This is a genomic window from Ruegeria sp. TASC047 (assembly GCF_059612445.1).
In genome coordinates this window covers 187094-200004 of record NZ_JBXWQP010000028.1, presented here as the reverse complement: position 1 = coordinate 200004, position 12911 = coordinate 187094, and the positions used below count along the sequence as shown (strand labels likewise).

Below are 12911 nucleotides of genomic sequence, written 5' to 3'. Positions count from 1 at the left end.
AGGACCTCGAAGCCCGCGCCCGCAAATTCGGCAAAAACGAATACGGTAAATACCTCAAAAACCTGCTCAGTCATTAGGTGAAACCCGACAAACGTTGCTGCAGGAATGGAAGGCAGCAATCTTTGATGATTGACAGCTTGCAACCCAGCGACTGGACATGTCGCTCTTCAAGGCGTTCTAGTCGTTGAGCTTCATCGAGAATTACGGCCGGGGCTCTTTGGCAGTTCGTGGGGATTTCAAGCGGTATTTAGGAGGTGAGGCTAACGCGTCCAGCCACCTGTTCTTCTCGCGCGGTATTCCATGCATGGTGGTAGACACCCAAACCACAGTCGGTTCGATGAAGAAGAACAAACAGCGGGAGCGGTCAATAAATTAACTACGCCAAAACCCATCCGAGCACAGGAATGTGTGCTCGGTCTCGCTCCTCACAAACGCAATTGAAAACCTAGCAATCTTCTCAAGCACTACGCTTGAGCTTCTGCGTCCTGGCGTACTATTCCGGATGCCTCTTTTTGAATGTCCTGACCTACAGGTCCTTGGATTCGAGAAATAATAACCAGCATTAACCCAGCCCCTTTCGGGGAGAGCCACAAAGGGGATTTTTTGAGGAATTGAAAACCGCGGTAAGACAAGGTGTAAGCTGGCAAGCAATAGGCGCAGGCATAGCGCGATACTGTGGTCAGGATAAGAGCAATGCGATCGGAACGCCCCTCCGGACTGTGCGCATCAAGGTTCAGAACACGTGCTTTGACCGCGTCCAGCGCAACATCGCCGGGGATAATAAGCTCACGCGCAATATCATCGACTTCCTTGTCCGTCAGAGTTTCCAGTTCGCGGTCAAGCAAGTCGACCTCACAGGTGGCACGATGTGTATACCCTTGCCTCAGAACCCATTGTGACAAACCAATTTCGCCCCTACGCACCGTCTTTGTTTTATCATTGCGTATCTCGAGTTTGCGCCAATACCGAACAAAATCAGGATTATTTAAAATGGCCGACCCGATACCAAGCGCATATGACGCATAATGAAAGTTCCGGTGTGTCACCTGAAAAGTCCACGTAATATCTCGAAAATCAGCCGGATCGACCCGAGGCATGGCATAGTTGGATGTGGCAGCCGCAAAATCCACGTTTAAATCGCGTGCGTCTTCAAACCAACTACGTTGCTGAGGAACGAGCCACGCAGAGTCGTTCATGAGCCAAAGCCGGGTCAGCTCCGAAAAACGGTTGGCCAATTCCAGTACGCCATCTCGGTATCCGCCGAAATCATACCCAAAATTCGGGCGTTCGATAATAAGTGCAGCTTTCTGTTTTAATACAGCCAAGTCTGAAGTGCTGAGTGGTAGATTGGATACGACAACCGGGGAAATGCTAGCCTGAGCCATCTGGTCCAAAGCATGCAGATGCGAGGGTAAGACTCCGTTTTTCGGAAAGATAAGGTAAATTCCGGTTTCTGATCCAAACGTCAACTCGCCTTGAAAACGTTTTACCTGGCGAGACAGCACCCAATCGTAATACCGGCGAAGGTAGACATGCCGCAAGATTTCGGCAGGCAATTGCATGAACTTGCGTCCCGCCCGCATCAATTCGCGCCGAATTTTCCACAACGGCGGTAATTTCATTCACTCTCGCCCCAATATCATTTCGATCTAAACTTCCAAGCTGACTAGGTGGTCACAAAGGGGCCGCACTATTGATCAATGACTCAACTGATACTGATTGGTTCACTAACACATGCTCGTCGCTTTCAAAACCCCTGAAGATGTACAGGAAAACCGCAGACGAAGTTGCACGGAGGTATGATACGAGGCCTAACCCATCTGGACCTGTCGCGGTGTGATGCCGCTCCTTTGATTGCATTTATTGCAACAAAAGAGACGAACTATAGGAGTGAAACCTACGGACGAATTCCGGGCCGATGCAGTGCGGATAGCGCTGACAAGCGGACTGACACGCAAGCAGGTTGCGTCTGATTTGGGCGTTGGTCTGTCGACGCTTAACAAATGGGTTACGGCACATCGCGACACTGATGTTGTTTCCGACGACGATCTGGACCTTCCACGCGAGAATGTGTATCACAAACTGATCGACTTTTGCGAGATCCCGCAATTTCTCGCTCAATTGAACCTTGGGTATAAATTCTTCTTGCAGCACAGTACCGTTCACGGCGATGAAACTGTACTCTTCGCGACAACCCTCGGTAGATGACAGTTGCGTCCCTGTGCATTATGGAATGGGAAAGAAATGCAAGACTCGGATAACGATTTCGATGTGCGCCGGCCTCTTTATGTGGCGCAGCCCCTGATGCCTGATTTTGAAGCCATGACTGCACTGATGAGAGATATGTGGGCGTCAAAGATCGTGACAAATGAGGGCCCTCTTCAAAATAAGCTTGAGCATGTGCTCGCCCAGCGCCTCAAAGTGCCGGTGGCAAAGCTCTTTTGCAACGGCACAGCAGCCCTGCAGTGCGCGCTTCTCAGCCTCGACTTACCCCCGGGATCGGAAGTGATCACCACGCCCCTTACTTTCGCTGCAACGGCTCATGCCATTACAGCCTGCGGTCTCAAGCCCGTTTTTGCTGATGTCGATGAGACGACCTTGACGTTGGATCCAGCGGCTGCAGAGCTTGCGATAACGGAAAAAACTTCTGCGGTTGTCGGTGTACACGTTTATGGCACACTGTGTGATCACGCTGCGCTGCAACAGCTGTGCGATAATTTCGGACTGAAGTTGGTTTTCGACGCAGCGCATGCATTCGGCGCTTCTTGCGAAGGCACCCCGGTCGGGTTGATGGGCGACATCAGTGTGTTCTCTCTTCATGCAACGAAACTGTTTAACACGTTTGAGGGGGGACTCATCACGACACGCCACCCGGAATGGGCACGTCGAATCCAACTGGTCCGTAATTTTGGAATTGAAAACGAGCAATCCGTTTCGTTGGTTGGCATTAACGGGAAGATGAGCGAACTGAACGCGGCGGTGGGGCTTTGTAACCTTGAAATTGTTGACTCCGAAGTGGCCGCACGCCAAGCGCTTCGTAAACACTATGACGCGATCATTGAAGGAATCCCGGGTCTGAAGCACCAAGTTTTTCAGCGTGGTGTTGTGCAGTCTGAGCAATATTACATGCTTACCGTGGACCCTTACGTATACGGCGCAACACGTGATGAAATTTATGAACGGCTCAAGTTGCAAAATATTTTTTCTCGCCGCTACTTTTGGCCGATCTGTACTGACTTCGATTGCTACCGGGACTGGCCAATCGCAAGCACTCGTGATGTACCGGTCGTTGATTCAGTAAAGGACCGCGTCCTCTGCCTTCCCTTCCACTCCGGAGTCCTGATGCACCACGTTGGAATTATCGCAGAGGTTCTTGCTGAACTCGCAGATCTGCGACGCACGGCCTAGAATTGGAAAAGGACTAACAATGGCAGATCCGCTGCGAGTTTTACTTTCTGGACCAGGCCTGATCGGTCGCAAACACGCTTCGCTGCTCGAAGAGCACCCTGATACCACCCTGACGGCTATTGTAGCGCCTGATCGTTACGAGAATAATGAATTTGCCGCTCACCGCGGCGTTCCCCGTTTCAGCTCACTGCAAGAGGCGCTTGATGAAACGCCGACAGACGCGGCGATAATCAGCTCGCCTAACGTTGCGCATTTCGAGCAAACGGCGATTTGTATTGAGGCGGGCGTGCCTGTCCTGGTTGAAAAGCCGCTGACCGAGACTCTTGACTGTGCGGCGCAGTTGGTTGCCTTGGCTGAGGCAAAGGGAACTCCTGTTCTCGTCGGGCATCACCGAACTTACAGCCCTCTCCTAAACGTGGCGCGTAGCTTCTTGTCGTCTGAGCAATTCGGCCGGCCCGTTGCTTTGCAGGGAGCCGCCCTGTTCTACAAGCCCGATGACTACTTCGTCGCCGGGCCGTGGAGGACGCGCAAGGGCGGTGGGCCGATCCTTATTAACCTCATTCACGAGATCGGGATAATGCGCCATCTCTTCGGCGAGATCGAGCGTGTTACGGCCCACATCAGCAAGGCGGCGCGCGGTTTCGAGGTCGAAGACACCGCCGCCGTAACTCTTTCTTTCGCGAATGGCGCCCTGGGTACTTTCGTGCTTTCAGACGCCAGCGCGAGTAGCAAGAGCTGGGAAATGACTGCCGGTGAGAATCCTGCTTATCCGTTCTATCACGATCAAGACTGTTATCATTTTGCTGGCACCATGGGGTCTCTCGATTTCCCCTCGATGCAGATACGCACTTATAATGGAACCGGAGTACGATCATGGTGGGAAGCGTTCAGCGAGGACAGGTTGACGATCGATCGGGCCGACCCCCTGGTGCTACAGCTCCGACATTTCGTTGAGGTTGCGCGCGGCAGGGCGCGCGCCATCGTCAGCGTTCGTGACGGCTACTTAAACATGGTGGTGGTCGAGGCCATCCAGCGCGCGGCAGAAACCGGCAACTCGGTCTCCATTGCGGAGTGTATGGCATGACCAGTGTCCTGCTTCTGGATGCGTCTTTCGCGGCGCGGCCGATTCATGATTGGCTGCTCGATCAAGGTTTTGACGTGTGGACTATGGGTAATCGTCCTGGTGATCTTTTGGCCCGCCGCAACCTCGATCGGCACATCGGCGAAAGTTATCATGACCCGAAAACGGTTCAATCTTATGTGGACCGACTGAATATTCGTCACATCGTCCCCGGGTGTACCGATATCTCGATAGAGACCGCGCTTCTTTTGAATGTCCCCGATACACGCCTCGATGCGCCCGACACCTACGACCAGCTGGCCAACAAAAGACGGTTTCGTTCCCTTTGTGTCGAACTTGACCTGCCGGCCCCACGGCAAGTGCGGTCGCAGGATTTCCCGCTGCCGGGCCGGTTTATCGCCAAACCGACCGACTCTTTCAGTGGTCGCGGAATTGCTGTATTTGACGGCACCGATCTTGAGGCTGCGAAACGTGCCCTTGCTCTTGCCCAATCGGAAAGCCGCAGTGGCAAAGCAATAATCGAGACTTTTGTCGATGGCCAATTGTACAGCTACAGCTGCTTTCTGGAGGCGCAGCAGGTGGTGGATGCCACCATCGTGCGCGAGGATGGGTCGGTCACACCCTACGTGGTGGATACTTCGCATGTGCGGACCGACTTTCCTGCCGTCGGCATCGCGATCCTGCGCGACAGTATCGAACAGTTGGCCCGGCATCTTGGGCTAATCGACGGGCTGTTACATGCGCAGTTCATCTGGGATGGCGAAAGTCCTATGCTGATCGAGCTCAGCCGCCGTTGCCCCGGTGATTTGTACCCTTGGCTGGTGCAACTGAGCACAGGCAAGCCCTATGCGGCACGCTATGCTTCGTATTTTTTGGGCCGTTCGGCACCCACAGCAGCGCAGAAGTCAAGACATATCCTGAGGCATACGGTCACGGCGGACCACGGCAACTATGAGGGGATCGTGTTCACTAATCCCGCATCAGCGCTGGAATTCCACCCGCTGGCGGCTACCGGGCGCGAAACACCCCATTCGACCCAAATCGACCGGGTTGCGCTTGTTTTTCTGGAATTGCAGTCTGGCGAGGCATTGGCTATCGAGCACGAAAGGTTCTTCTCTCGCCAAGCCTATCGAAGCCATATGAGGTAAGACTGAAGCGCCAAAGGCTCTGAAGTCCTTGGACGATTGAAGCCAAACTTGGATGATTACTCAAAAAAATCTCTATTCGATACTTGGAATTCACGATGCAAAAGAAAATGATGAAGCTCCTTGCCAACATTGCGGCTTTTGCTGGCCCAAACAAGGCAGCGCGTCGAAAGATAAGGCAGCGAATTCTGGGCCGCCACCCAAATGCACAGTATGAAACTGAGTCAATCGCACTTCGGAACTGCAGCGAAGTAGCGGTTTGTCGCCGCGCGCAAGACTTCTTGGTGGACAAAGAAGTGCAAAAATCAAAGCGCCTTATGGTCATGGTCGTGCCAGAGCACAACGATATGAGTGGCGGGATATATTCATTCTTCTCGATTGCTAAACACATGCATGCCATGAAGAGCCTCCACGGCTACGACGTGTTAGTCATGACACGGCCGAACGAAACTGGGCATACCTACATTAGGTTGAGTGCTTTCCGCAACGCCGAGACAGTCCTTCGGTTCGATCAAATCCTTCTCTTTAATGAAGTTGAGGAACTTTACCTGCACATTCCAGAGTATGCGGCGGGCACCTTCTACGATCTTCTATCCGAAGATCTGATCAAGTATTTGAAAAATCGAAAGAAGCTATACATCAACATAATGAACCAGAATATTGAGTTGATGCCAGAGGCAGCGAGTTTCGCGAAACTAAGAGACCTCACTGCGGAAGTCTCTCAGTCCGTCGCTCACCACGCCTATTTTGGACAGCAATTTGCTGATCGCTTCAACCTTCCTACGCTTCTGCTGCCGGCATACACGGATCTAACGCCTTATCCTCCATCGACGTTTGAGGAAAAAAAGAAGCTCATCATATACTCGAATGATAAGGCGGATCACCGCGATGCTTGCCTCAAAGTTCTCGAACAAAAATTTCCTGACTACGAGAAGGTTGAGATCCGTGGGATGTCATTCGACAAATACATGCAACTTGCAACCGAATGCCAGTTTTCTATTTCGTTTGGTGAGGGCTTTGATGGATACGTCACTCAGCCTATTCAGCAGGGTGGTATTGGTCTGACCATTTACAGAAAAGAGTTCTTTCCGTCGGAAGAATTTCAGAATTTTTATAACATCTTTTCTACCGAAGAGGAAATGGTTGCAGAACTAGAGTTGAGAATGCGACGACTTGCGGCCGACCCAGTTCTTTACGAATCCTTAAGCAAGAATTTCAAGGAACATCATGATAAGCTGTACAATTATGATGAATATGTTGGCTGCGTAAAAAAGTTGACATTTCGCGACTTTGATTTGTTTCCCAACACGTAGCCCCCTGTCTTAACCCCATAAAGCATTACCACTAATTTAGTGTCACAAGAGGGATGTGGACGCCATCCCGTTTCTGGTCCGGTCTTCATGCGACCTTTCGGGTTTCCTTCAGTTGGGCTGCAAAGTCGCTCGGCGTCAAGTTTCCGAGCGATGAATGCGGCCAGGTTTCGCTGGAATCGGCTCTCCAGCTGTTGATCCGGGTTCGCGCGTCGTCCATAGGCAGGAACCATGACGCGTTCGGACATTCCTGGCGCAGGCGGCTGTTGAACGCCTCGATGTACGCATTGTCCGTTGGTTTTCCGGGCCGGGAAAAATCCAGCTCTACCTTGTTCAGGTACGCGCATTGGTCGAGAAGTCGTCCGGCAAACTAAGGCCCCTAACACCTTCGGAATGACGTTGATTTAAAGCATCCCGCCAGAAACCTGAATCGTAGGGGTTCCTTTGAAGCCTGATTTGTGATTCATCCATTTTGGGAGGATGGATCAAGTCAGCACCTTTGCCGGATGCGCTTCGGGCGCGGTTTCAGAGATTGATTGAAGAAGGGTTAAGCGGGCGCGCGGCGGCATTGCGCTTGAGGCTTTCACCTGCCACTGGAGCGCGGTGGGTGCTTGCGATCCGCCGTACCGGGCGGGCCCGCGCGGCCCCGCAAGGCCGTCCCAAGGGCAAGGGCAAGCTCGACCCGCATCGCAGCTTCTTTGCTGAAGTGATTGCGCAGGATGTCGACATTACGATGCCGGGACTGGCCTCTGCCTTGCATGACGCGACCGGTGTGCGGGCGCACCCGAACGCGATTGGAAAGTTCCTTCGCAAGCTCCGCTACACGCACAAAAAAAGTCGCTGGTGGCCGCCGAACGCCGTCGATCCAAGGTAAGACAACAACGCGCCGATTGGTTCCGGCATCGCATTCCGGCCGTGTCGGCCGGCCCTGAACGTGTTGTCTTTATCGACGAAACATCGGTGAAGACGAACCTGGTCCGCTTGCGGGGCTGGGCACCGCGTGGGGATCGCCTGATCATGGACGCTCCCTTCAGCTCATGGCGGACGCAGACGTTCATTGCGCGCCTAACCGCTGATTCCGTGATCGCGCCATGGGTCATCAAAGGTGCGATGGATGGTCCGGCCTTCGCGGCCTACGTCGAAAAGGTGTTGGTCCCAGAGTTGACTCCCGGCACCGTGGTCATCCTCGACAACCTCGCCACCCACAAGAACGCTGTCGCTGCCAAGGCGATGCGCGACGCAGGCTGCTGGTTCCTCTTCCTGCCGCCCTACAGCCCGGACCTAAATCCCATCGAAATGGCATTTTCCAAGCTCAAGGCCCACCTCCGGCGCATCGGTGCGAGGACGTTCACCGACATGTTCGAGGCCATCGCCGAAGTCTGCGACCTATACTCACCTCAAGAATGCTGGAACTACTTCAAGGCTGCCGCGTATGTCTCAGGTTAAAGGCGGGGCACTTTAGAGGCTATGAATGCCTGTGCGGCCCTTAAATTGTGCAGCAGGTGATCATAGCCGGGCTCAGGTCCCTACAGTGCACAATCCACACCGCAAGGGAGACCAACTGTGACCGATGCCAGTATTGCACAATCCGAGCCTATTTTGGTTGCAATTAATATCGCCAAAGCGCGCCCGAAGCCCATGGCCCGACGCTCCGACACCTCGAACACATGCTGATAGTGTCGGACAACCTCGCGGCGGCGAACAGACTTCACCACTTTTTTCGCAGAGCATCCTGAAGCATGGTCTTGTCTAGGGACAGATCGGCTACAAGGCGCTTCAGCTTTCCGTTCTCATCCTCGAACTGATTCAGACGACAGATCTAGGACACGCCCATCCCGGCATAGACCTTCTTCCAGCGATAGTACGTCGCTTCCGCGACCCCCATCTTTCGACAAATCTTGCCGACCGTCGCTCCCGCTTCCGCCTGCCTCAAGGCAAAGGCAAACTGTTTATCGCTAAATCGTTTCTTCGGCATCGGTACACTCCTCTCGTGCCAGAATTATAACCAAAATTTCGCGTTCAGTTCGGGCCAGTTTTAGGGGTCAAAACCAACAGTCAGTAACTTGACGATGCCAACCGGACCACTTACTTGGGGTCGATCAAGCTTGCCAGGAAAGTCTTCTAATGTGAGGGCGAACTCGAAACTGGCTTGAACTTATCGAAGTTGCGAGCTGACGACGAACGGACAAGCATTGGAACCGCGTGTTACGATTATCAGTGTAACCTATAACAGCGCCAGCACTCTTCCTCAAATGCTGGCGTCGGTTCCCGATGGCACTCCCATAGTGCTAGTCGACAACGGCTCGGGAGATTTGGAAGAACTTAAACGGCTTGCTCAGCTCAAAAACGCCAAACTCATTCTAAACGACCAGAACATGGGGTTTGGGGTAGGGTGTAACCAGGGTGCGGCTGGGGCCGAGACCGAGTTCTTGTTGTTTTTGAACCCAGATGCGCGCTTATTGAAGGGAAGCTTGGAGAAGTTGCTGGCCGGTGCAGACCGTCACAAAACTGCCTCAGCGTTCAATCCGGCATTTACCCAAAAGTCTGGCAAAGGGTTGCTGAAACGATCCAGCGTGTTGCTACCACGTAAAAAATGGTTGCGCGGTATTGAAGCCGACACTGATCTGCAGGTTCCTATATTGTCCGGCGCAGCATTGCTTGTGCGCCGGTCTGCTTTCGAGAAGGTCGGTGGATTCGACGCAAATATCTTTTTATACCATGAAGATGACGACATCTGTCTGCGCTTGGATGAACAAGTGGGGCCTTTGTTTTTCCTTCCCGAAGCTGAAGTAACCCATATTGGGGGCGAGTCTTCTCCTAGAAACCCAAAGGTCGCCGCGATCAAAGCCTGGCATATGGGTCGCTCGCGTGTTTACGCGGCACGCAAACACAAACGCCCAGCTCCTTTTTTGAATGCGTTGATAAGTGCTTTGCTGCAGGTGGCTTCACCTCTGGTTTTGTTTTCAAAACGAAAACGCGCCAAACAGGTGGCTTTTCTGCGGGCTGTATGGTCAACGCGGAACTTGTCTTCATCGACTTCGGGCAAACAGCACGATTAAGATGCACGGCTTTTTTCAAGCTTTCTAACCTCCAACGGGCCTCTGACATTGGGGTATGACTGTTTTGCAGACAACTGGCCTGATTCCGCCTAAAACGGTCGACGTGTTATTTCACAAAATCCACACATTTATCTTGGGTACGAGGTAATTCAAGATTTTTCTGTTGTATTTGGGTGGTTTTGTGGGATTACTGTGGAAACTTGTGGTGGAATTTGAAGGCCCTCGATGCAGCAAGACTCACTTCAGACAAAAAGTGAGCACCAAAGAGCTTTTGTTTGGGCTCTGCCCAGACCGACGCCGACAAGGGGCTTTCTAACTTGTCGCCTCAAATACCCGCGCCTCATCGCTAAACAGGATAGAATCGAATGCTGAATCCAAAGACGTCACAGACCGATGAAAGCACCGACCTGCTGTCTCATGCGGTAAAGATAGCTGACCTGGCCAGCGAAGCAGCGCGGGGGTATTTTCGTGGTGCGCTGGGGGTTGAGTTCAAGTCGGACGAAAGCCCGGTGACACAGGCCGACAAGGGTGTTGAAGCACAGGTTCGCGCCTATCTTGGACAGCATTTCCCCGATCACGGCGTCTTTGGCGAAGAACATGGGTTCGAGGGTCAGGATTGTCGCGAGGTTTGGATCATCGACCCGATCGATGGAACCCGGTCGTTCCTGTCAGGGCATCCGCTGTTTGGATTTCTGTTGGGGCATCTGGTTGACGGAAAACCGGATATCGGTGTGATCGGCATGCCAGCGATAAATGAAGTATTTACCGGCGTTGTTGGCCGGGGCGCCACGTTGAATGGCCGTGAGATCACGACTTCGACCCAAACGCGGCTGGATCAGTCCATTCTTTTTGTAAACGAAGGGGACAAGATCTATCGCGATCATCCGGCGTTATTCGACAAGCTGATGCAGTCTGGACAGACCAGACGGTTCGCCTATGATTGCTACCCCCATGCCCTGCTGGCGGCGGGCCATGTGGATGCTGTGATCGACTATGACCTTCAGCCTTATGACTACCTGCCAGTGCTGGCCGTGGTTGAAGCTGCGGGTGGAGTGATGACAGATTGGGGGGGGCGGCCGCTTGACCTGAATTCTGACGGCCGGGTGATTTCAACGGCAACACCCGAGCTGCACGGGGAAATGCTGGATTTGGTGAACGGGTAGGATCATGGCGATTGTAAGCTTTCTCATCAGCCTGGCCGGAGCCACGATGCTGCTGCTTTATGCAGTGCGGATGGTTCGCACAGGGATCGAGCGCAGCTATGGGGCTTCGTTCCAGCGCCTCATGACGGGCCAAAGCCATTACGCGCAGGCGTCAATGGTCGGCATTGTAATGGCGGTGGTTCTGCAAAGCTCCGCGGCGGTTGCCCTTTTGACATCGGGGTTTGCTGCCGGGGGGTTCCTGACCTTTCCCACCGGTCTTGCAATCGTGCTGGGCGCTGATCTCGGTTCGGCGCTGATCATTCAGGTTTTGTCGTTCCAGCTGGGTTGGCTGATACCGTTGCTTCTGGCGGTTGGTGGGTATCTGTTTGTCAAAACCGAGGCCAAGAAGCCCCGGCAATTGGGGCGCATCCTGATGGGGATTGCGTTCATCCTTATCTCATTGCGCTTTTTGCGCGAAGCCATGGACCCGATCCGGGACAGTGCCTTTCTGCCTGCCGTCGCCGAGTATCTGGCGCGCGACTATATTACAGCGTTTCTGGTCGGCGGCGCGCTGGCCTTTGTTATGCATTCCTCGGTCGCGGCGATCCTGATGTGTGTGACGCTGGTCCAGATCGGCGCAATCCCATTTGCCGCCGGGCTGTCGCTGGTATTGGGGGCCAATTTCGGTTCAGCTTTCATACCTGTTTGGCTGAGCAGGGGGATGGAAATGCCCGCCAGGCGCATACCCTTTGCCAACCTGGCCTTGCGCGGCAGCTGGGCGATAGTCACCCTTTTCGCGGCGACTGCGGCACTGCGTGCCGGTGTTCTGGGGGATTTGCAGGGCGGTCAGATGCTGGTCAATGCGCATCTGGCATTCAATGCCTCGTTGCTGTTGCTGGCACTGCCGTTCTGCGGGCGATTGCGCGCGCCGTTCGAGCAGTTTTTTCCGGACCCGAAATCTGCGAACGCGCTGGCCCAGGCAGGTCGCCCGGCCAGCGCGCTGGATGTGCGCACCGCCGGCAGCCCGTCTCAGGCGCTGTCCAGCCTCAAGCGTGAACTGCTGCGGATGAGCGATCTGGTCGAGTCGATGTTCCGCCCGTCACTGGAATTGTACCGCAGCGGCGACAAGGACCAGATACGCGCCGTAAGGGACATGGACGAAGATGTGAACGACTGCCTGTCGGGTATTCGAAAATTCGTGGCCGCCATTCCCGAGGAGACATTCGGAAAGCAGAACGCAAAAGTGGCACGCGACCTGATGGAATACGCAATCCGTCTGGAAACTGCGGGCGACGTTGTTGCCAAGCGGTTGACTGTTCTGGCGGGCGACATGCGGAAAAAGGGCGCTTCATTTTCAAAAGAGGGCTGGTCGGAACTGGTTGAGATGCACGAAGGCATCCTGGCCAACCTCAAACTGGCCTCAAACGTTCTGATCTCGGACGATCTGGAAAGCGCCCGTCTGCTGAGCCTTGAGAAAACCGAAATCAAACGGGCCGAGCGTGACAGCCGCAAACGCCACCTCAAACGCTTGCAGCACGGCAGTACGGAAAGCTTTGAGACCAGCGATATCCACCTGGAAACCCTGCGCGCGTTCCGTGAATTCAACAGCCACATCGCCGCAGTGGCCTATCCGATCCTGTATCGGAACGGGCAATTGCTGGAAACCCGCCTGATCGAAGAAATGCCGCACAAGGAACAGGACGAGGATACGGAGGTCTAGGTCCAACAGCACCGGCAGAGATCGGTTTCGTACGGATACGGTCTGT

The 12911-nt window shown here is 53.9% G+C and carries 9 protein-coding genes and 3 pseudogenes; 9 read left to right on the top strand and 3 right to left on the bottom strand.

All coding sequences use genetic code 11. The features are described from left to right. Positions 1–464 precede the first annotated feature (464 nt). Positions 465–1622, bottom strand: coding sequence for a rhamnan synthesis F family protein (locus AC2FLO_RS07785; protein WP_496753281.1), 1158 nt, complete (start codon positions 1620–1622; stop codon positions 465–467). A gap of 262 nt (positions 1623–1884) precedes the next feature. Here AC2FLO_RS07785 and AC2FLO_RS07780 point away from each other — a divergent pair. The 5 genes and pseudogenes from AC2FLO_RS07780 to AC2FLO_RS07760 all read left to right on the top strand — a co-directional run. Continuing rightward, positions 1885–2070 (top strand): annotated as a pseudogene (locus AC2FLO_RS07780) (transposase); the annotation flags it as partial. Between the two features lie 174 nt (positions 2071–2244). Next, a complete protein-coding gene (locus AC2FLO_RS07775; RefSeq protein ID WP_496753280.1) occupies positions 2245–3408 on the top strand; it encodes a DegT/DnrJ/EryC1/StrS family aminotransferase in 1164 nt (387 codons plus the stop codon). 19 nt (positions 3409–3427) lie between these two features. Beyond that, positions 3428–4492 (top strand): Gfo/Idh/MocA family protein, encoded by a 1065-nt coding sequence (locus tag AC2FLO_RS07770; RefSeq protein ID WP_496753279.1) that lies wholly within the window; start codon positions 3428–3430, stop codon positions 4490–4492. After that, positions 4489–5637, top strand: coding sequence for an ATP-grasp domain-containing protein (locus tag AC2FLO_RS07765; protein WP_496753278.1), 1149 nt, complete (start codon positions 4489–4491; stop codon positions 5635–5637). The genes AC2FLO_RS07770 and AC2FLO_RS07765 overlap by 4 nt, the downstream gene beginning before the upstream one ends. A 95-nt stretch (positions 5638–5732) precedes the next feature. Then, a complete protein-coding gene (locus tag AC2FLO_RS07760; RefSeq protein WP_496753277.1) occupies positions 5733–6947 on the top strand; it encodes a hypothetical protein in 1215 nt (404 codons plus the stop codon). A gap of 85 nt (positions 6948–7032) precedes the next feature. On the opposite strand, the pseudogene AC2FLO_RS07755 reads toward AC2FLO_RS07760, so the two are convergent. Then, positions 7033–7314 (bottom strand): annotated as a pseudogene (locus AC2FLO_RS07755) (integrase core domain-containing protein); the annotation flags it as partial. A gap of 129 nt (positions 7315–7443) precedes the next feature. On the opposite strand from AC2FLO_RS07755, the gene AC2FLO_RS07750 reads away from it, so the two are divergent. Further along, positions 7444–8390, top strand: a protein-coding gene (locus tag AC2FLO_RS07750; RefSeq protein WP_496753276.1) for an IS630 family transposase whose coding sequence is annotated in 2 segments (ribosomal slippage) — positions 7444–7773 and positions 7776–8390 — 945 coding nt in all. Because the reading frame shifts where the segments join, the coding sequence is not laid out codon by codon here. A 265-nt stretch (positions 8391–8655) separates the two neighbouring features. Here AC2FLO_RS07750 and AC2FLO_RS07745 read toward each other — a convergent pair. Next, positions 8656–8919: pseudogene (locus AC2FLO_RS07745) on the bottom strand (transposase); the annotation flags it as partial. Between the two features lie 217 nt (positions 8920–9136). Here AC2FLO_RS07745 and AC2FLO_RS07740 point away from each other — a divergent pair. The 3 genes from AC2FLO_RS07740 to AC2FLO_RS07730 all read left to right on the top strand — a co-directional run bounded on the left by AC2FLO_RS07740 (position 9137) and on the right by AC2FLO_RS07730 (position 12865). Beyond that, positions 9137–10003 carry a glycosyltransferase family 2 protein gene (locus AC2FLO_RS07740; protein ID WP_496804277.1) on the top strand — a complete coding sequence of 289 codons (867 nt, stop codon included), beginning with the start codon at positions 9137–9139 and terminating at the stop codon, positions 10001–10003. A gap of 365 nt (positions 10004–10368) precedes the next feature. Continuing rightward, a complete protein-coding gene (locus AC2FLO_RS07735; RefSeq protein ID WP_496753274.1) occupies positions 10369–11166 on the top strand; it encodes an inositol monophosphatase family protein in 798 nt (265 codons plus the stop codon). A gap of 4 nt (positions 11167–11170) precedes the next feature. Further along, positions 11171–12865, top strand: coding sequence for a Na/Pi cotransporter family protein (locus tag AC2FLO_RS07730; RefSeq protein ID WP_480898707.1), 1695 nt, complete (start codon positions 11171–11173; stop codon positions 12863–12865). Positions 12866–12911 lie beyond the last annotated feature (46 nt).